This window comes from Hydrogenophaga sp. NFH-34 (assembly GCF_021401345.1).
In the GTDB taxonomy this organism is placed as follows: domain Bacteria; phylum Pseudomonadota; class Gammaproteobacteria; order Burkholderiales; family Burkholderiaceae_C; genus Hydrogenophaga; species Hydrogenophaga electricum.
This window is the reverse complement of the sequence record NZ_JACBGE010000001.1, coordinates 1-20,633: the sequence shown is the minus strand read 5'-3', so window position 1 is coordinate 20,633 and position 20,633 is coordinate 1. Positions and strand designations below refer to the sequence as shown.

Below are 20,633 nucleotides of genomic sequence, written 5' to 3'. Positions count from 1 at the left end.
GCCAACCGGCGGCGCCGCGCCACCGGGCGATGACGGCTTCAGCGCAGGAAATGCGCCCGGTAGTGCAGCAGCTCGTCGATCGACTCGTGCACGTCGGCCAGCGCCGTGTGCTTCTGGTGCTTCTTGAAGCTCGCGTAAACCTCGGGCTTCCAGCGGCGCGCCAGTTCCTTGAGCGTGCTCACGTCCAGGTTGCGGTAATGGAAATACGCTTCCAGTTTGGGCAGGTACTTGACCAGAAAGCGCCGGTCCTGCCCGATGCTGTTGCCGCACAGCGGCGACGCATTGCGCGGCACATACTGGGCGATGAACGCCAGCATCTCGGCTTCGGCCTGAGCTTCGGTCAGTGTGCTCGCCCGGACTTTGTCGATCAGGCCGCTGCGGCCATGCGTGCCCTTGTTCCAGGCATCCATGGCGCCGAGCAGCGCGTCGCTCTGATGGATCACCAGCACCGGCCCTTCCACACGCTGCGACAGATCCGGGCTGGTGATGACCACCGCCATCTCCAGCAAGCGCTCCTTTTCCGGATCGAGGCCGCTCATTTCGCAGTCCAGCCAGACCAGGTTGAGGTCGCTTTTGGCGAGCGCGACAGGGGCAACAGCGGATTCGGACATCGGGATGGGCGCATTCATGGCGGCGATTGTCGCCGAAGGCCGGGCGCCAACTGCGACGGCAACCGCCGCCGCGCCCGCTAGACTCCCGCCATGGACAATGGCTCGCTCTTTTTCACCTACGTGTTCTGCGCCCTGCTGGTTTTGACCCTGGTGGTGCGCACCGTCCTGGCCAGCCGCCAGACCCGGTACGTGGCCCGGCACCGGGACGCGGTACCGGCCGCATTTGCCGCCACCATCGGCCTGGATGCCCACCAGAAAGCCGCCGCCTACACACTGGCCCGCCTGCGGTTCGGGCTGCTCGAGTCGTCCTGGGAGACGGTATTGCTGCTCGGCTGGACCCTGCTGGGCGGCCTGCACCTGCTCAACCAGACGCTGCTGACCTGGCTGGGGCTTGGCCTGCTGCAGCAGTTGGCCCTGCTGGGCGCCTTCGGCCTGATCGGCACGGTGCTCAACCTGCCGTTCAGTGCCTGGAACACCTTCCGGCTTGAAGCGCGCTTCGGCTTCAACCGCATCACCCCCGCCCTGTGGTGGGCCGATCTGGTCAAGGGCCTGCTGGTCGGCGCCCTCATCGGCCTGCCGATGGCCGCGCTGGTGCTGTGGCTCATGGGCGCGGCGGGCCCGCGATGGTGGCTCTGGGCCTGGGCGGTCTGGATGGGCTTCAATCTGGTGCTGATGGTGATCTACCCCACCCTCATCGCCCCGCTGTTCAACCGTTTCCAGCCCCTGGACGACGAAGCGATCAAGACCCGTGTGTCGGCCCTCATGCAGCGCTGCGGCTTTGCCGCCCAGGGCCTGTTCGTGATGGACGGCAGCCGCCGCAGCGCCCATGCCAACGCCTACTTCACCGGCTTTGGCGCCGCCAAGCGGGTGGTATTCTTCGACACCCTGCTGCAGCAACTGAGCCCGCCCGAAATCGACGCCGTGCTGGCCCACGAACTCGGCCACTACCGCCGCCGACACATCGCCCAGCGCATGGTGCTGATGGCAGCGGTCAGCCTGATCGGTTTCGCCCTGCTCGGCTGGCTGTCGCAGCAAGCCTGGTTCTACACCGGGCTGGGCGTGCAGCCGGCACTGGACGCCCCCAACGATGCCCTGGCCCTGCTGCTGTTCCTTCTGTTCGTGCCGCTGCCGGCCTATTTCCTGTCGCCGCTGATGGCACAGCTGTCGCGCCGGCACGAGTTCGAAGCAGACGCCTACGCCGCCACCCAGACCAACGGCCAGGATCTCGCCAGCGCCCTGCTCAAGCTCTACAAGGACAACGCCAGCACGCTCACACCCGACCCCGTGTACGCCCGCTTCTACTACTCGCACCCACCGGCCCACGAACGCATCGGCCGGCTGCAAGGTGCCTCGGCATGAGCCGCGCCACCCGCCGCGCGCCCTCGCCTGTGGCGACCACCTCGCTGGAATCCGGTCTGGTGGTTGCCGCCTATGGCCGGCACTGTCTGGTGGAAAGCGCCGATGGGCAACGCCGCATCTGCCATCCCCGCGGCAAGAAGAACGAGGTCGTGGTCGGCGATCGTGTGCGCTGGCAGCCCTCCGGTGACGAAGGCAGCATCGAACAGGTGGAGCCCCGGCGCAACCTGTTCTACCGGCAGGACGAGGTGCGCACGAAGTCGTTTGCCGCGAACCTCGATCGCGTGCTGGTGCTGGTGGCGGCCGACCCGGAGTTCTCCGAAAGCCAGTTGGCCCGGGCCCTGGTGGCCGCTGAGGCAGCGGGCATCGACGTGGTGATCGGGTTGAACAAGCGCGACCTGGAAACGGCCTTTGCCCGTGCCTGGAACCGGCTCGCCCCCTACCGCGCCATGGGCTGCGAGGTGCTGCCGCTGCAACTGCGGGCCCCGGGCGACGAGAGCGGCCTGCCCGCGCTGAACGAACGCCTGCACGGGCACACCACGCTGGTCCTGGGGCCTTCGGGGGCCGGCAAGAGCACCTTGGTCAACCGCCTGGTGCCCCACGCCCGGGCCGAGACCGGCGAGATTTCACGCGCGCTCAATTCCGGCAAGCACACCACCACCAGCACCACCTGGTACTGGACCGATGGCGAGCGGCACACCGCGCTCATCGATTCCCCGGGGTTCCAGGAATTCGGGTTGCATCACATCGATGCCATGGACCTGGCGCGCCTGATGCCCGACCTGCACCAGCATCTGGGCGCATGCCGGTTTCACAACTGCACGCACCGGCACGAACCCGGCTGTGCGGTGATTCCCCACGTGCAGACGGACCCGGCGGCAGCGCTGCCCGCCACGGGCATCAGCGCCAGCCGCTACCGCATCTATGGCGAGCTGTTCGACGAACTCGCTGCCAAACGCAGCTACTGAAGATCAGGCCGGCAGACCGGAGAAGGTCAGCAGTGCCAGCACCAGCATCCACAGCACCACGCTGCGCCAGACCAGACCGACGACCGACGCCAGATGCGCCAGCTGCGGCTCGGCGCGGCCGACCGACTCGTCGGGCACCACACCTTCGGGCAAGGGCCGAAGGCGCACGTTGATGGCGCCCGCCGTGGCAGCCAGCACAACCCCGTCGCCGCCCGGGGCGTACTGGGGCGCGTCGCTGCGCCAGCTCGCCACCGCCTCCTCGAAGTTGCCCACCACGGCAAAGCCGACGGCGGTCACGCGCGAGGGCACAAAGTCCACCCAGCCCCAGCCGCGGACGGCCGCTGTCTCCAGCGCCGGGCTGGACGACACGTCGTGGCGCAGGCGCCAGGTGCGCGCCACGTACTCCGCCATCCGGTAGAACACGGCCCCGGCCGGGCCCAGCCCCAGCATGCCGAAGACCACGAAACACACCAGCACGCCAAACACATGGCGGTGCGCCGACAGCACCGAGTGCTCGATCACCTGGCGCAGCAACTCGGCCCGCGGCAGGCTGGCCGCGTCGACGCGCAGCCATTGCGCCAGGCCCTGGCGCGCAGCGGTTTCGTCGCCCTGTTCAAGGGCCTGCCGGATGGCGGTGAAATGGTGGCTGAACTGCCGGAAACCCAGGGTGACGTACAGCACCACGACCAGCCACACGAAGGCCAGCACGGTGCTGAAGGTGTCCACCAGCCAGAAGACACCGGCTGCAACCAGCGCGGGCACGCCCACCGCCAGCCCCCAGGCCAGCCAGCCATGGGCCGTCTCCCCGGCGTCGAGGTTGCGGCGCACCAGCCGCGCCCAGCCGCGCAGCAGGGAATGGGCCGGATTGTCGTAAGCCAGGGGGCGCGCCTGCTCCAGCAACAGGGCCACAAGAACGGCAAGAAAACTCATGGGCCGATGATACCGGCGGTGCCGGCCATCTCCCGCTCGCACCTCAGGCGCTGAGCAGGCGGTAAAGGTTGCGCAGCATGCCTGCGGTGGCGCCCCAGATGAAACGCTCGCGCTCGCCCCCGACGGATGGCTCCTGGTACGGCATGGAATACCACTCGCGCCGCCCGCCTTCCCAGTCGAATGCGTGCCGGTGGTGATTGACGGGATCCATGAGGAAGTCCAGCGGGACCTCGAACACATCGTCCACCTCGGCGGGATTGGGCTGCAGCGCGAAGCCCGGACGCACCAGCGCCACCACGGGCGTGATGTGAAAGGCCGACCCGGTCACGTACAGGGGCAAGGTCCCCAACACCTCCACATGATCGGCAGGCAGGCCGATCTCTTCCCGCGCCTCGCGCAAGGCGGCCGCCGTGGCATCGGCATCTTCCGCATCCACCTTGCCGCCTGGAAAGGCAATCTGGCCCGAATGCGTCGACAGGTGCTGGGTCCGCAAGGTCAGCAACAGGTGGAGGCGATCGCGCTGCACCAGCGGCACCAGCACCGCCGCCTCCGCCGGCGAACGGTCCATGAAACGCTGTTCGCGCAGGACTTCCGGCGTCCAGACCGGCGGGTGTGCAAACACCTGGCGCAGGCCGTCGGCGGTGAGCCGGTCCGCCCGCGCGGGCATCAGGCCGGTGCTGGCGACGCCCGGCAACACGGGCACCTGGCGGGGATCGAAGGCAGGCAGAAGACGCGACATGGGCGGCGAGCATAGGCCCGAAACGACAAAAGCCGCTCGGAGAGCGGCTTTTGGTCCGGGTGGGCACAGGGGCTTCCGGGATCGGCAGAAGCGCGATCAGGCGCCCAGCTTTTCCTTGATGCGGGCCGACTTGCCGCTGCGCTGACGCAGGTAGTACAGCTTGGCACGGCGCACATCACCACGGCGCTTGACGTCGATGCTGGCGATCAGCGGGCTGTACAGCGGGAAGGTACGCTCCACGCCTTCGCCGCTGGAGATCTTGCGCACGATGAAGCTGGAGTTCAGGCCACGGTTGCGGCGGGCGATCACCACGCCTTCGTAGGCCTGCACGCGCTTGCGGGTGCCTTCGATCACGTTCACATTGACGATCACGGTATCGCCAGGGGCAAACGCGGGAATGGTCTTGTTCAGGCGAGCAATTTCTTCTTGCTCGAGGGTCTGGATGAGGTTCATGGTTTCCTGTTTACCGATCATGGCCGCGCTGCACTGAAGGCCGCGATTCCCTGGCGCCTCGGGAGGCACCACCGGTCGCGACGGCCGGCCAGAGGATCGAAAAGCCTTGGATTATACATCGGCGCGCCGACCGATCTCTTCCCTACCCACCCGCTCGATCCCCAACCGGGTGCGCGTCATCTCCCAGGGCGCCAGCACCTCCCCGGTTTCGACGTCCGTGACCTTGCCATCGATACGGCCTTTGCAGAACGTCTGGATGGACTGGTGACGGTGATCGAAGGCATCGATGTAGTCGCCGTCGACGTACAGAACATCCACCTGTCGCGTGCTCGGGTGCCCCTGGGGATCGCGGTAATCGAACACATAGCGTCCTTCCCGGGTCAGCGAGGTATTGGCCAGCAGACACGCCTCCTGGGGATCGGCGACCCCGTCGTCCTGCACCGTCTGCCCCTCGTCGTAGCGCCAGAAGTCGGGCGGAACCACCTGTTCGCCGCACACCACGCCCAGCCAGTACCGGACCGATTCCTGCTCCCGGAAGCTGATGGTTTCGTGCGCCACCGCCTCTTGCAGCGTCAGCATGAGCATGAACAGGTCTTTGTCGTTGCGCACGGCGCTCACCGCCTCCAGCCTGGTCAGCAAACCGCGAGCGCGTTCCGGCGTGATGTGGTCTTGGGTGAAAACCCGTTGGCAATGCTCGCGCAGCTTCGCGAGCTGCCCTGCCTGTTCCCGCATGTCCGCATGAACGCGAGACGCAGGCATCGCGTCGGACTCTTCTTCGGCGAGCACTTCGGAAATCAATGACGGCGGCACCTCGGCCTGCGCGCGCAAGGAACGCCAGAGGCGCCCCAGAGGCAGCAACGCCGCCAACCCGAAAACCAGCGCGGTGGGCATGAGGCTGGAGACCGTGTGCCCCGTTACCAAGAAGGTATCCGCGACCACCCCGCTCACCAAGACCGCCAGCACCCCGGCCAGCACCCCGGAGACCACGGCAGCCACCCCTTTGGCACGCAAATACCCGTACCAAAGCAGAAACATGGCTGTCCATGTCACGCCCGCCACGACGCCCAACATGTGCTTTCCTTTTGTAGCTTGATTTTTTAGTTCTGTGGCGGGCGTCACAGGTCCGGGGAAATCCCCCAAAGAAAGCACCAGATTGCTTGACAGGTCACCAGCGGGAGCACCCCAGGGAAGACCCGGGGAGTATTCAGCGCCGAGCGTCGGCGGGCACTTTGCGCTGTTGCAGAAAAGCCTCATCCGCGCGGCTGAGCCGGCCCGCTTCGCGCACCGTGGCCAGCACGTCGGGGCGTTCGCGTGCGGTCAACTGCAGGCTCTGCTCCCGGCGGTAGCGGGCAATGCGTTCGTGATGCCCGCCCAGCAGCACCTCCGGCACCGCCATCGGCCCCTGCGGCCCGGTCCAGACTTCGGGCCGGGTGTGGTGCGGACAATCCAGCAGGCCGTCCAGTGCCGGATTGAAGCTGTCCTGCTGATGGCTGCCCTCGTCACCCAGCACGCCGGGCTGCAGACGGGCCACCGCATCGAGCAGGGCCATGGCCGCGATCTCGCCGCCTGACAGCACAAAATCCCCCAGGCTGATCTGGCGATCCACGCAGGCGTCGATGAAACGCTGATCGATGCCCTCGTAGCGACCGCAGACCAGCACCGCACCCCGTGCGTCCGCCGCCCAGTCGGCCACGGCCGCGTGGTCGAGCCGCCGGCCGATGGGCGAAAAAAGCACCACGGGCGCACGCCCTCCGGGCGCCCCTTGCTCGACCTCACCGCGATCGGCACGGATGGCCCGGAGGCAGCGCCACAGGGGCTCGGCCATCATGACCATGCCGGGCCCGCCGCCAAACGGCCGGTCGTCCACACGGCGGTAGTTGCCTTCGGCGAAGTCGCGCGGATTCCACAGGCGCACATCCACCTGCCGGGATTCGAACGCCCGCCGGTTGATGCCACTGGTGAAAAACGGCTCGAACAGCTCGGGAAACAGGGTGATGACGTCGAAGCGCATGGCGGGATTGTCGCCGGGCGGCGCGCGTGAGCGATGGGCCCAAACGGCCGGCACCGCCCACGGGCGGCGCACGGTCTCAGTAGTCGAGGCCCCAGTCGGCCGTGATGCGCCGCTCGGCGAGGTTCACGTCGTCGATGTAGGCCGACACGAAGGGGACCATGCGCTCGGCGGGCTTGTCGACGCCGTCGACGGTCTCGGTGCAGTCCATCACCAGCACCGAAGTCGGGCCGGTGGGCAGCAGGTCGCGCACCACGCCGAGGTGCTCGCCCTGGCGGTTGACCACCTCCAGGCCGATGAGGTCGACCCAGTAGTACTCGCCCTCCTCCGCCGGCGGGAAGGCCTGGCGCGAGACGTGGATGCGGGCGCCCTTCAGAACCTCGGCGGCATTGCGGTCGTCCATGCCTTGCAGACGGGCCACGATGCCATCCGCATGGGTCTTGATGTCAGCCACCTGCACGCGCACTGGCGCCGAAAACGCGGAAAACCCCTTGCCGAAGCGCGCTTCGGGGGGCAACAGAAACCATTCGGTGGTGGCGAACAGCGCCCGGGTGTCGGCGCTGTGCGGCTGGATGCGGACCCAGCCCTTGATGCCCCAGGCATCAAGAAAACGGCCCAGTTCGACCGCATCCCCCGGCAGGGGCGATGCCTCGAACGGGCCGTTCGATGAGCCGTTGGGGTGGCTCACGTTGCCAGCAACCGATCAGGCCGAAGCCTTGGCGGCGTTCTGCTTGATCAGGCGGTTCACGGTGTCGGAAGCCTGGGCGCCCACACCGGTCCAGTAGGTCAGGCGGTCCTGGGCGATACGCAGGGGTTCTTCACCGCCCTTGGCCAGGGGGTTGTAGAAACCGATGCGCTCGATGAAGCGGCCATCGCGGCGATTGCGCTTGTCGGCAACCACGATGTTGTAGAACGGGCGAGCCTTGGCGCCGCCGCGGGAGAGTCGAATGACGACCATGATTTATCCTTCGGGTGGTAACTTGGCCGGTCCGGAAATGAATTTCTCCGGGTGCCGACATGTTCTGCAGCGATTGAGACACACGACTGACCACCCGGCCAGCGAAACGCTGCAAAGCCTGCGATTATAGCCGGCCGAGCCAGAATCACCACCCCGACCGTTTCCCCCGCACCATGCCCCTCATTCGTCCCAGCCGCGAAGACGACCTCGACGCCATCACCCGCATCTACGCCCACCACGTGCTTCATGGCACAGGCACCTTCGAGACCACACCGCCCACCGCCGCCGAGATGGCGCTGCGCCGTGCCGACGTGCTGAGCAAGGGTCTGCCCTGGCTCGTCGTCGAAGAAACCGGCCAGGTGCTGGGCTACGCCTACGGCAACTGGTTCAAGCCCCGCCCGGCCTACCGGTTTTCGGTGGAAGACTCCATCTACCTCGCGCCCGAAGCGGCCGGCCGCGGCCTGGGCCGCGCCCTGCTGGCCGAACTGCTGGGCACGCTGGAGCGCAGCGGCATCCGCAAGGTGATGGCCGTGATCGGCGACTCGGCCAACGCCGGCTCGGTCGGCGTGCACACGGCGGCCGGCTTCGCGCACGTGGGCGTGATGCGCTCGTGCGGCTGGAAATTCGGTCGCTGGCTGGACATCGTGCTGATGGAAAAGACCCTGGGCGCGGGCAACACCACGCCGCCCGAGGAGCCGGCGGCATGAGCGGTGCCACGCCCTCCGCAACAGGCGCGCCCACGGGGCGCCCCCGCAACAAGACGCTGGCGGCCCTGATCGCGTTCGTGGGCGGTACGCTGGGCCTGCACCGCTTCTACCTGCGGGGCTGGGGCGACTGGATCGGCTGGCTCTTCCCGCTGCCCACGGCGCTGGGCTGGCTGGGCGTGGAGCGGGTCCAGACCTACGGCCAGGACGATCACCTGGCCTGGGTGCTGGTGCCGCTGCTGGGCTTTTCCATCGCGGCCGCCTGTCTCAGCGCCATCGTCTACGCGCTGGCCGACCGCGAAAAGTGGAACCGCCAGTACAACGCCGGCTTCGACCCCGAGGCGAACGCCGGCGCCACGAACTGGCTCACCATCGCCGTGCTGGCCTTTGCGCTGCTGGCGGGCACGATCGCCTTCATGAGCAGCCTGGCCTTCAGCTTCCAGCGGTATTTCGAATACCAGATCGAAGAAGCGCGCAAGATCAGCCAGTGACCGGCGGCGCTCTCACAACGGATTGAGCCAGCCCATGAGCAGCATCACCAGGCTCACGGAGAACAGCGCGAGCCCGGTCGACAGCCCCATGGCCGCCGTGGTCAGGCCCTGGGCCACGTTGTAGCGCTGCGCGAACAGGAACACGTTGGCCCCCATGGGCATGGCCGCAGCCACCACCAGCACGGTCAGCGGAAGGCCCGTGATGCCCAGCGTCCAGGCCAGCAGGCCCACGGCCAGCGGCATCACCAGGTTCTTGACGGCGCAGATCCACAGCGCGTCGCGCCAGTGCCCCTGCAGCGGCGTGCGCGCCAGCGTCACCCCGACCAGCACCAGCGAAATCGGTCCGAAGGCACTGCCCAGCAGTTGCAGCGGCTTGTCCACCACCATCGGCAGGCTCCAGCCGGTCTGGGCAAACGCCAGCCCGCTGAGAATGGGCAGCGGGATCGGGTGGATCAACGCGCCCTTGAAGGCCGACCAGGCGGTCTGCAGGATGTGTGGCGACGCCTCGCCGCCGGCCCGGGCTTCGCGCGCCACCACCAGCTCCAGCACCACCGACCCCACTGTCAGCAGCGTCAGTGCGTGCACCGACACCACGGTCAGCAGCGTCACCAGGGCCTGCTTGCCGTAGGCCAGTTCGACCAGGGTGATGCCGATCATCACCAGGTTGGAGAACACGCTGCCCATGGCCATGACCACGCTGGCCCGGTTGAAGCCCCGCCAGGCGATGGTGATGGCCAGCACCGCCAGCGCTGCCGGGAAGTAGGCCATCAGCGGCCGCAGGTCCAGCGCCTCGACGTGCACCGCACTCATGGTCCGGAACAGCAGCGCCGGAATGAGCAGCAAAAACACCAGGTTGGAAAGGTCCCGCACCGCGGATTCGCGAATCCACGACAGGCGTCCGGCCAGGTAGCCGGCGCCGATGAGCAGGAAGACGGGGGTCAGGGAGACGAAAACGGGGTGGGTGGCGAGGTTCACCGCGCCGATGGTAGCGTCGCCCCGATCACCCCGCAGGCCGTCGGTAAGCCTGCGAACCCGTGCTTTCCGGATAATCCCGTTTCCCCGCACGCCCGCTCCGAGCCCACGTCCCGAAGCCCATGAAATCTCCCATCCTCATCCTGGGCGCCGGCATGGTCGGCACCTGCACGGCTTTGCAACTGGCGCTCAGAGGCCACCCGGTCACGCTGGTCGACCGGCGCGAACCCGGCCGCGAAACCTCGTACGGCAACGCCGGCATCATCCAGTGCGAAGCGGTGGAGCCCTACCCCTTCCCGGCAGACCCGGGCCTGTTGCTGCGCACGGCGCTGCAACGCGCCACCGAAGCCCACTACCACCTGGGCGACATGCCCGCGATGGCGCCGGCACTGGCGCGCTACTGGTTCCATTCGCGCGGCGAACGCTATGCGCAGATCTGCCGCGAGTACGGCCAGCTCACGCGCCGCTCGGTGGCAGAGCACGCGCCGCTGATCGAAGCCGCCGGCGCGCAGGACCTGGTGCGCCGCGAAGGCTTCCGCCTGGTATTCCGCACCCCGCGTGCGCTGGAACAGGAGGTGAAAGACGCCGAACGCCTGCAGCGTCTCTGGGGCCTGCCGTTCCGTGTGCTCGATGGCCAGGCGCTGGCCGCGGCCGAACCCGCGCTCAAGCCCCGGCTGGCCGGGGCGCTGCAGTGGACGGAGCCGTGGTCGATCACGGACCCGGGCGAACTCGTGCAGCGCTATGCCGACCTGCTGGTGCGCCACGGCGGCGTCATCGTCCAGGGCGACGCCCGCACGCTGCGCCCGGCCGGTACGGGCTGGCAGGTGCAGGGCCCGGACGGTCCGATCGAAGCCGCACAGGCGGTCATCGCGCTGGGGCCCTGGTCGGATGCGGCCATCCGGGCCCTGGGCTACCGCTTCCCGCTGTTCGTCAAACGTGGCTACCACCGCCACTACCGCGGCGGCACGGGCCCCGTCCTGACCCTGCTCGACGCCGAACGCGGCTACGTGCTGGCCCCCATGCAACGCGGCGTGCGCCTGACCACCGGAGCCGAGTTCGCGCGCCTGGATGCCCCCGCCACGCCGGTGCAACTGGCCCGCACGGAACCGCTGGCGCGCGAGCTGTTCGACCTGCCCGAGCCGGTGGAAGCCGAACCCTGGCTGGGCGCACGCCCCTGCACCGGCGACCTCAAGCCGGTGATCGGGCCGGCCCCGCGGCACCCGGGCCTGTGGTTCCACTTCGGCCATGGACACCAGGGCTTCACCCTGGGGCCCGTCAGCGCCCGGCTGCTGGCCGAACAGATCGACGGCGACACCCCGGTGGTGGACCCCACACCCTACCTGCCCGCGCGTTTTCTCTGAAACCGCGCAGGTGGCGCGTTCAGCGCGTGCCCACCGCCTCGGTCATGCGGTAGTAGAGCCCGTAGGGATCGTCGCGCAGCACGTGGAACTGCCCCTGCACCACCACCGCGTCGAGCCGGTATTTCACCGGCTCGCGGGTGCGGATCTCGATCATGCTTTCCGGCCCGCCCGGCGTGCAGAACGCGCAGGTGGGCGGCACCGAAGCCAGCAGAAAGTGCCGCTGCTGCTCGCCCGGCTCCAGCGGCAGCATGAAGCCCTGGACCTTGATCCGCTTCTGGTGCAGCGCCGACACCGCCGCCGGGTACACCGGCACGATGCGGCGGTTCTGCACCTCGGTGCGGATATCGGTCAGCACCGACCAGGCCACCACGTCGACCCGGGGTTTCAGCGGAGCGAACGGGCTCAGCGGGCTGTGCACGCCCGCCCCCTGACCGTGCGGAACCGGCGCCGGCGCACCCGCGCCCTTGCCCGCACTCGGGCCGGCAGGGTTCCCCAGCGGAGACGACAGGGTTTGTGCCCCCGCCCCCGGGAGCAGCGCCCCCGACAGGGCAGCGAGACACAGCAGTCGGCGTTTCATGCGCAAAGCAGGCGGTTCAGAGAAGGACGGCCACCGCGTCAATGCACATGGCGCATGCCGCAGTACTTGCCAATGGCCAGACCCTTGCAGGCCGCCTGGAGTTCCGCCATGCAGACCTTTTCGCCCTTGCCGGCCTCCAGGCACTTGGCGGCCGCTTCGTGTGCCGCGGCCATGGCGCGGTGACGCTGGATGTCTTCTTTCAGTTCCTGTTCGGAATGCTGGGCCCACACGGGCAGCGCAAAGCCAGCGGCCAGCGCGGTGATGGTCAACACACGTTTCATCGGTTCAACTCCTGGGGTTCAAAGAGGGGTGCACGTCCTGCCGGTAGGCCTCGATGGCCGGCAGCAGGACGGCGAGAAACACCACGGCCAGTGCCAGCAGCGGCACGCCTGCCAGCAACAGCGGCGATGGCGCCATGGCCACCACGCCCGACGGATCGTCCGCCAGTTGCCGGGCCAGCGCCCACCACAGCCCGCGCGCCAGCAGCAGACTCAGGCCGCAGGCCAGCATGGCCAGCCACAGCGCTTCGAGCAGCAACAGGGCCGTGACCCGGCCCGGCCCGGCTCCGAGCAGGCGCAGGATGGCCAGATCGGCCGCGCGCTCGCGCACCGCGTGCCACAGCGCCATGAACACGGACAGCCCCGCCACCAGCAGCAGCACGGCGCCCGCGGCCTGCAGCACACGCGTGCCCACGCCCAGCATGGACAGCAGGCGCGTCACCTCCACCGCCGGGGCGGCCGCCTGCAGGCCGGTCGAATCGTTGATCAGTCGCGGCAGCGTGGCAGCGGCCAGCGGCGAGCGGTAGCGCACCAGGGCGATGGTGACTTCGCGGTCGGCCTGCAGGGCGGCCAGGTCCTCGGCGTCCATGTCGGCGGCGCCGTGCATGTCGTCGTGCACCTGCCAGACCGATTCGGTCGGCGTGAGCACCAGCCGGTCCAGCACGCAGCCGCAGGGCGCCATGACCCCGGTCACGTGGTAGGCGGCCTCCTCGTGCACGGCACCGCCCCGGCCCAGCCCGTGCGCGCCGACAAAACCCTGCCCCTCGCCCAGCCCGGTCGCGGCGGCCACGCGGGCGCCCAGCACGGCTTCCATCGGGCGCGCCCACCAGATGCCGGCGGCCAGTTGCATGCCGTACAGCGCCGGGTAATCGGGGGTGGTGCCCACGATGCGGTACCCCTGCAGGTTGTCGCCCAGGCTCAGCGGCACCACCTGGGCCACCATCGGGTGTTGGGCCAGTGTCTGCACCTCGGCCAGCGGGATGTTGCCCGGCGGCACGTCCATGTGGAACACCCCGGCCAGGATCAACTGCATCGGGCTGCCCTTGGCACCGACCACGAGGTCGATGCCGGCCAGATCGCGCGCGAACGCCCGGTCCACGGCGGAACGGGCCTGCAGCACGAAGCCGACCGTGGCCAGCCCCAGCGTGAGCAGCCACAGATTGAGCACGGTCGCCAGCGGCCGCGACCAGAGGTAGCGCCACGACAGGCGCAGCAGATCGGTCATGCCACCGCCTCCCCGGCCGGCAGCGGGTGGGGCGCCAGGCGCAGTGCGCGCGCCTGCGGCCAGGCAGCGGCCACGCGGGCATCGTGCGTGGCGACGACCAGGGTGGCGCCCACGGCGTCGGCAGTCTCCCGCAACAACGCCAGCACCTGGGCACAGGCGGTGTCGTCCAGGCTCGCGGTCGGCTCGTCGGCCAGCAGCAGCGCTGGGCGTTGCAGCACGGCGCGCGCCAGCGCCACGCGCTGGGCCTGACCGCCCGAAAGCTGCGATGGTTTGCGCCGCGCCAGACCGGCCAGGCCCAGGCGCTCCAGCACCGCCACCACGGCCACCCGGTCCACCGGAAGACCGCGGGCGATGAAGGGCAATTCAAGGTTCTGGGCCACGCTGAGTGCGTCGCTCAGGCGCAGGCGCTGCGGCAGAAACCCCACCTGTTCGCCGCGCCAGCGGTCCCGCGCCGGTCGCGACAAAGCCCCGACCGACACGCCGCCCACGCACATCTCGCCCGCCAAGGGAGTGAGCAGCCCGCAAGCCAGCGCCAGCCAGGTGGATTTGCCGCAGCCCGAATCGCCCCGCACCAACAGGGTCTGCCCAGCCGGCAGGTCCAGATCGGGAAAGTGCAGCGGCGCCGCGCCGGCATGGGCGTGGGTCAGATCCCGGGTGCGGATCATGGTGCCGGCGCGTCGACCGCCGGATCGGCGCAACCCGCGCAGGTGCCATGCACCGCCAGTTCGAGCCGCACACCCTGGTGGCCCAGGGCGGCCAGCCGCGAAAACAGGCTGTCGGCGAGTTCGCGCGTGGAAGCGCTCGCGCCGTCCAGACGGAAGCGCTGGTGGCAGCTGTCGCACTCGAAGCGCGGCGCCTGGCCATCGGCATCGGCCGCCGACGCCAGCCGGAAGCGCCAGGTGCGCGTGGCCTCGTCCGTCTCGCGCTGCAATGCGCCGCAGGCGGCCAGCCGGTCGAGCAGGCGATAGAGCGTCACGCGGTTCACATCCAGCCCGCGCGCCTGCACCAGCGCCAGCACCTGGGCGTGCGTGAGCACGACGCCGGGGTCGGCCACGAACAGGCCCAGCACCACCCGGGTGGCCAGGGTTCGGCGCAGGCCCGCGGCGCTGATGCGGGCCAGGATGTCGTCGGGAAGGCGGTTGCCGGACGGAGGTGAGGACATGGTGATGCCATTAACGCAACAAAGTTGCGATATGATTTCGCTAACGCAATCAAGTTGCAACATGATAAACCCGGATTCCCTGCCTGCCCAGCGCGGCATCACCTGCAGCGACCTCACCGTCGGCTACGACCGCCACCCGGCCCTGCACCACCTGAACCTGCAAGTCCCAGCCGGCACCCTGCTGGCCGTGGTCGGCCCCAACGGCGCCGGCAAATCCACCTGGCTCAAGGTCCTGGCCGGGCTGCTGCGCCCCATGACGGGCACCGTCAGCGGGCTGTCCGCGCCCGGACAACCCGGGCCTCGCGTGGCCTACCTGCCGCAGCACGACCAGGCCGACCGCAGCTTTCCCGTGACGGTGCTGGAGATGGTGACCATGGGCCTGTGGCACGCCTTCGGCGCCTGGGGGCGTCTGCGCCCCGAGCACCACGACCGCGCCCGGCAGGCGCTGGCCGCCGTGGGCCTGCAGGGCTTCGAAGCACGCCCCATCGACGCGCTCTCAGGCGGTCAGTGGCAGCGTGCGCAGTTCGCACGCCTGATGCTGCAGGACGCCACCACCGTGCTGCTGGACGAGCCCTTCGCCGCCATCGACCGCCGCACCACCGCCGACCTGCTGGCCATCCTGCACCGCTGGCACGCCGAAGGCCGCACGGTGGTCGCGGTGCTGCACGACCTCGACCTCGTGCGGGCGCATTTCCCCACGACGCTGGTGCTGGCACGCCGCTGCGTAGCCTACGGCCCGACGGCCGAGGCCCTGAGCGACGCGCACTGGGCCGAGGCGCTGGCGCTGCACGAACCGTTCGACGAAGACGCGCCCCTGTGCGCACCCGCCCCCCTTTCCACCGCCACCCCCCTGGCGCCAGTCCAGGCATGAACCTCGCCGACCTGCCCCTGATCGGCCCGTTCGCCGAATTCGACTTCATGGCCCGCGCCCTGGCCGGCTGCATCGCGCTGTCCTTCAGCGCGGCGCCGGTGGGCGTGTTTTTGCTGCTGCGCCGCATGAGCCTGACGGGCGACGCCATGGCGCACGCGGTGCTGCCCGGCGCGGCGCTGGGCTACCTGGTGGCCGGCCTTTCACTGGGTGCGATGACGGTGGGCGGCATCGCCGCCGGCCTGACCGTCGCCGCCGCCTCGGGCCTGGCGGCACGCAACTCCGTGCTGCGCGAAGACGCGTCGCTGGCCGCCTTCTACCTGCTGTCGCTGGCGCTGGGCGTGCTCATCGTCTCGGTGCGCGGCAACAGCGTGGACCTGCTGCACGTGCTGTTCGGCACCGTGCTCGCGCTCGACAGCGCCACCCTGACCCTGCTGGGCGGCATCGCCGTGGTCACCCTGCTGGCCCTGCGGCTGCTGTGGCGCCCGCTGCTGCTGGAGTGCTACGACCCGCAGTTCCTGCGCAGCGTCAGCCGCCTCTCGCCCCTGGCGCACTACGGCTTCCTGGTGCTGATGGTGCTCAACCTCGTGGCCGGCTTCCATGCGCTGGGCACGCTCATGGCTGTCGGCCTGATGGTGCTGCCCGCCGCCACCGCCCGCCTGTGGACGCGCCGGCTGCTGCCCCTGCTGGTCCTGGCCGTGGCCCTGGCCCTGCTGGCCAGCACCGGTGGGCTGCTCGTGTCCTACCAGTTCGACACTCCCACCAGCCCGACCATCGTGCTGGCGCTCGGGCTGGCCTACCTGTTTTCGCTGATGGCCGCCCCGCAAGGCGCGCTGCGCCACCAGCGGCCTTCTGCCACCCATTACCGGGCCTGACCGCCCTCCCGCCTTGTTCTACCGCTCGAAAGGAACCCCCATGCCCACCGCCCGTTCTGCCCTCGCGTCCCGCCGCACCTGGATCGCCGCCGCTACCGCCACCGTCGGCTGGCTGGCCCTGTCCGCACCCGCCCAGGCACAGGCACCGACACCCCAACCCGCCGTCCAGGCCGTGGCGTCCTTCAGCATCCTGGGCGACCTCGTCAAGCAGGTGGGCGGCGACCGCGTCGCGGTGCAGGTGCTGGTCGGCCCCGGTGCCGACGCGCACGTGTTCCAGCCACGCCCGGCCCAGGCGCGCCAGGTGGCGCAGGCGCACATCGTGTTTGCCAACGGTCTGGGCTTCGAAGGCTGGATGGACCGGCTGCTGCGCAACACCAAGTTCAAGGGGCCGCGGGTGGTGGCCAGCGAGGGCGTGGACGCGATCGCGCACGAAGACGGCGATGAGCACGATCATGAACACGAGAAAGAACACGCCCATGGTCACGACCACCCGAAGGCCGCCCAGGCGCCGGCCCATGCCGGTCATGACCACGACCACGGCCCCAACGATCCCCACGCCTGGCAAAGCGTGAAGGCGGTCCAGACCTACGTGAACAACATCGAACGCGGCCTGTGCCGGGTCGACGCGGCCGGCTGCGATGGCTATCGCCGCAACGCCAGCGCCTACCGCGAAAAGCTCCAGGCCCTGGACCAGGACATCCGTGCGGCCTGGGCCGGCGTGCCACCGGCGCAGCGCAAGGTCATCACCTCGCACGACGCCTTCGGCTACTACGCCCGCGACTACGGGGTCGAGTTCCTCGCACCGCAGGGCGTGAGCACGGAAAGCGAGGCCTCGGCCAAGGGCGTGGCCCAACTGGCGCGGCAGATCAAGGCGCAGAACATCCAGGCCCTGTTCGTCGAGAACATCGCCGACCCGCGCCTGATCGAGCAGCTCGGGCGCGAAGCCGGCGTCAAGCCGGCCGGCGCGCTGTTCTCCGACTCGCTCTCTGACGCCAAAGGCCCGGCGGCGACCTACCTGGACCTGATGCGCCACAACACCCAGGCACTGGTGCGTGCCGTCCGGGGTTCCTGAGTCCATCCCCCCATGGCAGACCACCACCCTACCGACACGCGCCTGCCGGTCACCGTGCTCTCGGGCTTTCTGGGCGCCGGCAAGACCACGCTGCTCAACCACGTGCTGGCCAACCGCGAAGGCCTGCGCGTGGCGGTCATCGTCAACGACATGAGCGAGGTGAACATCGACGCCTCGCTGGTGGAGCGTGGGGCCGAGAATGCAGGCGCCGCGCTCTCGCGCACCGAAGAGAAGATGGTCGAGATGAGCAACGGCTGCATCTGCTGCACGCTGCGCGAAGACCTGCTGCTGGAGGTGCGCAAGCTGGCCGCTGAAGGCCGGTTTGACTACCTGCTGATCGAATCGACCGGCATCGGTGAACCCATGCCGGTCGCCGCCACTTTCGACTTTGAAGACGAAGCGGGCGAGTCGCTCAACCAGGTGGCCCGCATCGACACCATGGTCACCGTGGTGGACGCGCTCAACCTGCTGACCGATTTCCGCAGCACGGACCTGCTGGAGCAGCGCGGCGAAACCGCCGGCCCGGAAGACAACCGCAGCCTGGCCGCTTTGCTGACCGAGCAGATCGAATTTGCGGATGTGGTGGTCATCAACAAGATCGACAAGGTGGACGCGGCCCGGCGCGACGAGGTGACCGCCGTGGTCAAGGCGCTGAACCCGGTCGCGGAGGTCGTCTACGCCGACCACGGCCAGGTGCCGCTCAAGCAGATACTGGGCACCGGCCGGTTCGACCTGGAGCGTGCCAGCAGCATGCCCGGCTGGGCGCGTGAACTGGAAGGCGCGCACACGCCCGAGACTGAGGCCTACGGCATCGAGAGCTTCGTGCTGCGCAGCCGCGAGCCCTTGCACCCGTGGCGTTTCTCCACCTTCATGGACCAGCCCTTGCCCGGCCTGATCCGCGCCAAAGGCTACGTCTGGCTGGCCAGCCGTGCGCAGTGGGTGGTGAGCTATTCGCGCGCCGGCAACACCGCCACCCACGAACCGGTGGGCCGCTGGTGGGCCAGCGCCCCGCGCGACCACTGGCCGCCCAAGGGCTCACCGCAGCGCGGAGCCATCGAGGCGCGCTGGCAGGAGCCCTGGGGCGACCGCCTCAACGAGGTGGTGTTCATCGGCCGGAACCTGGACCGCGCCGCCATCGAACAGGCCTGGAGGGCCATGCACCTGAACTACACCGAAGGTCGCAAGGGCCTCAAGGGCTGGGCCGAGCTGCCCGACCCGTTCCCCGCATGGGACCCCCACCCCGCGACCGCCGCATGAATGCCCGCACGCCCCCACCCATCCGGCCGGTGCAGGCCGACGTGGAAGCCGCCGTCCGCACCCTGATCCGCTGGGCGGGCGACGACCCCGACCGGGAAGGCCTGCAAGACACGCCCGGCCGCGTCGCCCGGGCCTACCGGACCTTTTTCGCCGGCCACGAAGAAGACCCGGCAGCACTGCTGGCAACGACCTTTGAAGACGCTGGCGGCTTTGACGACCTGGTGCTGGTGCGCGACATCCGCTTCGAATCGCATTGCGAGCACCACCTGGTGCCCATCATCGGCGTCGCCCACGTGGCCTACCTGCCCCGCGACCGTGTGGTGGGCATCAGCAAGATCGCGCGCGTGGTGGATGCCTTCGCCCGGCGCTTGCAGATCCAGGAGCGTCTGACCCGCCAGATTGCCGACACCCTGGTGGACACCCTGCAGCCACGCGGCGTTGCGGTGGTGATCGAGGCGCAGCACCTGTGCATGACGACGCGCGGCGTGCACAAACCCGGCTCCACCACGCTGACCCAGCGCTGGGTCGGCCGGTTCCGGCATGCGCCCGAATTGCGCCGCGACGTCTGGCAAGGCATCGGCCGCTCGGGATCCGGCCGGACGCCGGCCACCTGACGCGCCCCGAACCGGCCCGCCCCGTTTGACCAGCCCCCGATCAGGGGCGCTGTGCCTGCGCTAAGCTGTTCGGCTGCCCTACCACACCGCCGCCCGCCCTTGCCCTTCTCGCACCTGCTCCTCGCCCTGGCCGTTGTCGCCGTCTGGGGCACCAACTTCGTGGTCATCCGCTGGGGCCTCAACGGGCTACCGCCGTTCCTGTTCGCCACCCTGCGTTTCACGTTTTCCGCCCTGCCGTGGCTGCTGTTCGTGCCCCGCCCCGCCATCGGCTGGCGGCCGCTGGCCAGCTTCGGCGTGCTGCTGGGCGTGGGCCAGTTCGGCCTGCTGTTCCTGGCCATGCGCAGCAGCATCTCGCCCGGCATGGCCTCGCTGGTGGTGCAGATGCAGGTGTTCTTCACCATCGGCCTGTCGCTGGTGCTGATGAAGGAAAAGGTGCAGCCGTTCCAGCTCGCCGGCCTGGCGCTCGCCGTGGGTGGGCTGGGCCTGATCGCCACCCACCTGGACGCCACCGTCACGGCGCTGGGCGTGGCACTGGTGCTCGGTGCCGGCTTCTGCTGGGCCTGCGCCAACCTGGTGGTCAAACGCGCCGGGCAGGTCAACATGCTGCACTTCACCGTCTGGAGCAGCGTGTTTGCCGTGCCGCCCCTGCTGCTGCTGTCGCTGGGTCTGGAAGGGCCGGCCGCCATCGGTGGGGCGCTGTCGGCGGCGGGGCCGGTGATCTGGGCCAGCGTGCTGTGGCAGGCGCTGGGCAACACGCTGTTCGGCTACGCTGCCTGGAACTGGCTGCTGGCCCGCCACCCGGCCGCCGCCGTGGCGCCCACGGCCCTGCTGGTGCCGGTGTTCGGCATGGGCGCCTCGGCGCTGATGCTGGGCGAAGCCATGCCGGCCTGGAAACTGCAGGCCGGCGCCCTGGTGCTGGGCGGCCTGTGCGTCATCCTGTTCTGGCCCCGACTGCGCCAGCGCTTCCGGTAAGCACCCTCGAACGCCTGGTTGCCCGGTTTCGCGGGCCTGACAGCGGCTGCAAGCGCCCAACGGCTTGTATCTTCATATCTGACTGGCGCGGTAGAGTGTGGCCGCCGTTGAGGCGGCCAGACCGGCCCGTGCAGTTTGGTAGCGGCTGGGGTGATCGAGCCCGTGACTGAGTACAGAACGCA

At 69.3% G+C, this 20,633-nt stretch carries 25 protein-coding genes; 11 read left to right on the top strand and 14 right to left on the bottom strand.

The window, feature by feature from the left end; genetic code table 11:
* Positions 1–38: 38 nt before the first annotated feature.
* A complete protein-coding gene (gene orn / locus L0977_RS00125; RefSeq protein WP_234262945.1) occupies positions 39–611 on the bottom strand; it encodes an oligoribonuclease in 573 nt (190 codons plus the stop codon).
* A 90-nt stretch (positions 612–701) separates the two neighbouring features.
* On the opposite strand from orn, the gene L0977_RS00120 reads away from it, so the two are divergent.
* Positions 702–1,970 carry a M48 family metallopeptidase gene (locus L0977_RS00120; protein ID WP_234262695.1) on the top strand — a complete coding sequence of 423 codons (1,269 nt, stop codon included), beginning with the start codon at positions 702–704 and terminating at the stop codon, positions 1,968–1,970.
* Complete coding sequence (gene rsgA, locus L0977_RS00115; RefSeq protein ID WP_234262694.1) at positions 1,967–2,935, top strand: ribosome small subunit-dependent GTPase A; 969 nt, start codon at positions 1,967–1,969, stop codon at positions 2,933–2,935. The genes L0977_RS00120 and rsgA overlap by 4 nt, the downstream gene beginning before the upstream one ends.
* Before the next feature lie 3 nt (positions 2,936–2,938).
* Here the strand turns inward: rsgA and L0977_RS00110 are convergent, their stop codons facing one another.
* From L0977_RS00110 to rpsP, 7 genes are all read right to left on the bottom strand, one after another.
* The gene (locus tag L0977_RS00110) at positions 2,939–3,865 is read right to left on the bottom strand and encodes a CobD/CbiB family protein (RefSeq protein ID WP_234262693.1); all 927 of its coding nucleotides are present in this window, start codon (positions 3,863–3,865) and stop codon (positions 2,939–2,941) included.
* A gap of 43 nt (positions 3,866–3,908) precedes the next feature.
* Positions 3,909–4,604 carry a CoA pyrophosphatase gene (locus L0977_RS00105; protein ID WP_234262692.1) on the bottom strand — a complete coding sequence of 232 codons (696 nt, stop codon included), beginning with the start codon at positions 4,602–4,604 and terminating at the stop codon, positions 3,909–3,911.
* A gap of 96 nt (positions 4,605–4,700) precedes the next feature.
* A complete protein-coding gene (gene rplS / locus L0977_RS00100) occupies positions 4,701–5,057 on the bottom strand; it encodes a 50S ribosomal protein L19 (RefSeq protein ID WP_234262944.1) in 357 nt (118 codons plus the stop codon).
* A gap of 111 nt (positions 5,058–5,168) precedes the next feature.
* Positions 5,169–6,128 carry a hypothetical protein gene (locus L0977_RS00095; protein ID WP_234262691.1) on the bottom strand — a complete coding sequence of 320 codons (960 nt, stop codon included), beginning with the start codon at positions 6,126–6,128 and terminating at the stop codon, positions 5,169–5,171.
* 133 nt (positions 6,129–6,261) lie between these two features.
* On the bottom strand, positions 6,262–7,068 hold the full coding sequence (trmD, locus tag L0977_RS00090; RefSeq protein ID WP_234262690.1) for a tRNA (guanosine(37)-N1)-methyltransferase TrmD: 807 nt from the start codon (positions 7,066–7,068) through the stop codon (positions 6,262–6,264).
* Between the two features lie 76 nt (positions 7,069–7,144).
* The gene (gene rimM / locus L0977_RS00085; RefSeq protein WP_234262689.1) at positions 7,145–7,753 is read right to left on the bottom strand and encodes a ribosome maturation factor RimM; all 609 of its coding nucleotides are present in this window, start codon (positions 7,751–7,753) and stop codon (positions 7,145–7,147) included.
* 15 nt (positions 7,754–7,768) lie between these two features.
* A complete protein-coding gene (rpsP, locus tag L0977_RS00080; protein ID WP_234262688.1) occupies positions 7,769–8,023 on the bottom strand; it encodes a 30S ribosomal protein S16 in 255 nt (84 codons plus the stop codon).
* 173 nt (positions 8,024–8,196) lie between these two features.
* Here rpsP and L0977_RS00075 point away from each other — a divergent pair, with 173 nt between their 5' ends.
* Together L0977_RS00075 and L0977_RS00070 are read left to right on the top strand one after the other, a co-directional pair.
* Complete coding sequence (locus L0977_RS00075) at positions 8,197–8,730, top strand: GNAT family N-acetyltransferase (RefSeq protein WP_234262687.1); 534 nt, start codon at positions 8,197–8,199, stop codon at positions 8,728–8,730.
* Complete coding sequence (locus tag L0977_RS00070) at positions 8,727–9,218, top strand: NINE protein (protein ID WP_234262686.1); 492 nt, start codon at positions 8,727–8,729, stop codon at positions 9,216–9,218. The genes L0977_RS00075 and L0977_RS00070 overlap by 4 nt, the downstream gene beginning before the upstream one ends.
* A 12-nt stretch (positions 9,219–9,230) precedes the next feature.
* On the opposite strand, the gene L0977_RS00065 is transcribed toward L0977_RS00070, so the two are convergent.
* Positions 9,231–10,193, bottom strand: a complete 963-nt coding sequence (locus tag L0977_RS00065; protein ID WP_234262685.1) for an AEC family transporter — start codon at positions 10,191–10,193, stop codon at positions 9,231–9,233.
* Between the two features lie 119 nt (positions 10,194–10,312).
* On the opposite strand from L0977_RS00065, the gene L0977_RS00060 reads away from it, so the two are divergent.
* Positions 10,313–11,551 (top strand): NAD(P)/FAD-dependent oxidoreductase, encoded by a 1,239-nt coding sequence (locus L0977_RS00060; protein WP_234262684.1) that lies wholly within the window; start codon positions 10,313–10,315, stop codon positions 11,549–11,551.
* Positions 11,552–11,570: 19 nt separating this feature from the next.
* On the opposite strand, the gene L0977_RS00055 is transcribed toward L0977_RS00060, so the two are convergent.
* The 5 genes from L0977_RS00055 to L0977_RS00035 are packed head-to-tail and all read right to left on the bottom strand — an operon-like array spanning position 11,571 to position 14,793.
* Complete coding sequence (locus L0977_RS00055) at positions 11,571–12,128, bottom strand: DUF3299 domain-containing protein (protein WP_234262683.1); 558 nt, start codon at positions 12,126–12,128, stop codon at positions 11,571–11,573.
* Positions 12,129–12,166: 38 nt separating this feature from the next.
* Positions 12,167–12,409, bottom strand: a complete 243-nt coding sequence (locus tag L0977_RS00050; RefSeq protein WP_234262682.1) for a hypothetical protein — start codon at positions 12,407–12,409, stop codon at positions 12,167–12,169.
* A gap of 4 nt (positions 12,410–12,413) precedes the next feature.
* Positions 12,414–13,631 carry an ABC transporter permease gene (locus tag L0977_RS00045; protein ID WP_234262681.1) on the bottom strand — a complete coding sequence of 406 codons (1,218 nt, stop codon included), beginning with the start codon at positions 13,629–13,631 and terminating at the stop codon, positions 12,414–12,416.
* Entirely contained in the window at positions 13,628–14,296 is a 669-nt protein-coding gene (locus tag L0977_RS00040) for an ABC transporter ATP-binding protein (protein ID WP_234262680.1), read from the bottom strand. The genes L0977_RS00045 and L0977_RS00040 overlap by 4 nt, the downstream gene beginning before the upstream one ends.
* Positions 14,293–14,793 (bottom strand): Fur family transcriptional regulator, encoded by a 501-nt coding sequence (locus L0977_RS00035; protein ID WP_234262679.1) that lies wholly within the window; start codon positions 14,791–14,793, stop codon positions 14,293–14,295. Before L0977_RS00035 ends, L0977_RS00040 begins: the two co-directional genes overlap by 4 nt.
* Before the next feature lie 61 nt (positions 14,794–14,854).
* On the opposite strand from L0977_RS00035, the gene L0977_RS00030 reads away from it, so the two are divergent.
* From L0977_RS00030 to L0977_RS00005, 6 genes are all read left to right on the top strand, one after another.
* Positions 14,855–15,664 carry a metal ABC transporter ATP-binding protein gene (locus L0977_RS00030; RefSeq protein WP_234262678.1) on the top strand — a complete coding sequence of 270 codons (810 nt, stop codon included), beginning with the start codon at positions 14,855–14,857 and terminating at the stop codon, positions 15,662–15,664.
* On the top strand, positions 15,661–16,536 hold the full coding sequence (locus tag L0977_RS00025) for a metal ABC transporter permease (protein ID WP_234262677.1): 876 nt from the start codon (positions 15,661–15,663) through the stop codon (positions 16,534–16,536). Before L0977_RS00030 ends, L0977_RS00025 begins: the two co-directional genes overlap by 4 nt.
* A 40-nt stretch (positions 16,537–16,576) precedes the next feature.
* The gene (locus tag L0977_RS00020) at positions 16,577–17,608 is read left to right on the top strand and encodes a metal ABC transporter solute-binding protein, Zn/Mn family (RefSeq protein ID WP_234262676.1); all 1,032 of its coding nucleotides are present in this window, start codon (positions 16,577–16,579) and stop codon (positions 17,606–17,608) included.
* Positions 17,609–17,620: 12 nt separating this feature from the next.
* Positions 17,621–18,865 (top strand): GTP-binding protein, encoded by a 1,245-nt coding sequence (locus tag L0977_RS00015; RefSeq protein WP_234262675.1) that lies wholly within the window; start codon positions 17,621–17,623, stop codon positions 18,863–18,865.
* Positions 18,862–19,479, top strand: a complete 618-nt coding sequence (gene folE / locus L0977_RS00010; RefSeq protein WP_234262674.1) for a GTP cyclohydrolase I FolE — start codon at positions 18,862–18,864, stop codon at positions 19,477–19,479. Before L0977_RS00015 ends, folE begins: the two co-directional genes overlap by 4 nt.
* A gap of 99 nt (positions 19,480–19,578) precedes the next feature.
* Complete coding sequence (locus L0977_RS00005) at positions 19,579–20,451, top strand: EamA family transporter (RefSeq protein WP_234262673.1); 873 nt, start codon at positions 19,579–19,581, stop codon at positions 20,449–20,451.
* Positions 20,452–20,633 lie beyond the last annotated feature (182 nt).

What these genes read in the sequence shown, in the direction of transcription:
- rplS (WP_234262944.1), bottom strand. Translation starts at nt 5,057, where the DNA reads ATGAACCTCATCCAGACCCTCGAGCAAGAAGAAATTGCTCGCCTGAAC.
- L0977_RS00095 (WP_234262691.1), bottom strand. Translation starts at nt 6,128, where the DNA reads ATGTTGGGCGTCGTGGCGGGCGTGACATGGACAGCCATGTTTCTGCTT.
- L0977_RS00015 (WP_234262675.1), top strand. Translation starts at nt 17,621, where the DNA reads ATGGCAGACCACCACCCTACCGACACGCGCCTGCCGGTCACCGTGCTC.
- L0977_RS00020 (WP_234262676.1), top strand. Translation starts at nt 16,577, where the DNA reads ATGCCCACCGCCCGTTCTGCCCTCGCGTCCCGCCGCACCTGGATCGCC.
- L0977_RS00070 (WP_234262686.1), top strand. Translation starts at nt 8,727, where the DNA reads ATGAGCGGTGCCACGCCCTCCGCAACAGGCGCGCCCACGGGGCGCCCC.
- rsgA (WP_234262694.1), top strand. Translation starts at nt 1,967, where the DNA reads ATGAGCCGCGCCACCCGCCGCGCGCCCTCGCCTGTGGCGACCACCTCG.
- L0977_RS00110 (WP_234262693.1), bottom strand. Translation starts at nt 3,865, where the DNA reads ATGAGTTTTCTTGCCGTTCTTGTGGCCCTGTTGCTGGAGCAGGCGCGC.
- L0977_RS00105 (WP_234262692.1), bottom strand. Translation starts at nt 4,604, where the DNA reads ATGTCGCGTCTTCTGCCTGCCTTCGATCCCCGCCAGGTGCCCGTGTTG.
- L0977_RS00060 (WP_234262684.1), top strand. Translation starts at nt 10,313, where the DNA reads ATGAAATCTCCCATCCTCATCCTGGGCGCCGGCATGGTCGGCACCTGC.
- L0977_RS00120 (WP_234262695.1), top strand. Translation starts at nt 702, where the DNA reads ATGGACAATGGCTCGCTCTTTTTCACCTACGTGTTCTGCGCCCTGCTG.
- L0977_RS00045 (WP_234262681.1), bottom strand. Translation starts at nt 13,631, where the DNA reads ATGACCGATCTGCTGCGCCTGTCGTGGCGCTACCTCTGGTCGCGGCCG.
- trmD (WP_234262690.1), bottom strand. Translation starts at nt 7,068, where the DNA reads ATGCGCTTCGACGTCATCACCCTGTTTCCCGAGCTGTTCGAGCCGTTT.
- orn (WP_234262945.1), bottom strand. Translation starts at nt 611, where the DNA reads ATGTCCGAATCCGCTGTTGCCCCTGTCGCGCTCGCCAAAAGCGACCTC.
- rpsP (WP_234262688.1), bottom strand. Translation starts at nt 8,023, where the DNA reads ATGGTCGTCATTCGACTCTCCCGCGGCGGCGCCAAGGCTCGCCCGTTC.
- L0977_RS00055 (WP_234262683.1), bottom strand. Translation starts at nt 12,128, where the DNA reads ATGAAACGCCGACTGCTGTGTCTCGCTGCCCTGTCGGGGGCGCTGCTC.
- L0977_RS00040 (WP_234262680.1), bottom strand. Translation starts at nt 14,296, where the DNA reads ATGATCCGCACCCGGGATCTGACCCACGCCCATGCCGGCGCGGCGCCG.
- L0977_RS00035 (WP_234262679.1), bottom strand. Translation starts at nt 14,793, where the DNA reads ATGTCCTCACCTCCGTCCGGCAACCGCCTTCCCGACGACATCCTGGCC.
- L0977_RS00050 (WP_234262682.1), bottom strand. Translation starts at nt 12,409, where the DNA reads ATGAAACGTGTGTTGACCATCACCGCGCTGGCCGCTGGCTTTGCGCTG.
- L0977_RS00075 (WP_234262687.1), top strand. Translation starts at nt 8,197, where the DNA reads ATGCCCCTCATTCGTCCCAGCCGCGAAGACGACCTCGACGCCATCACC.
- folE (WP_234262674.1), top strand. Translation starts at nt 18,862, where the DNA reads ATGAATGCCCGCACGCCCCCACCCATCCGGCCGGTGCAGGCCGACGTG.
- L0977_RS00030 (WP_234262678.1), top strand. Translation starts at nt 14,855, where the DNA reads ATGATAAACCCGGATTCCCTGCCTGCCCAGCGCGGCATCACCTGCAGC.
- L0977_RS00025 (WP_234262677.1), top strand. Translation starts at nt 15,661, where the DNA reads ATGAACCTCGCCGACCTGCCCCTGATCGGCCCGTTCGCCGAATTCGAC.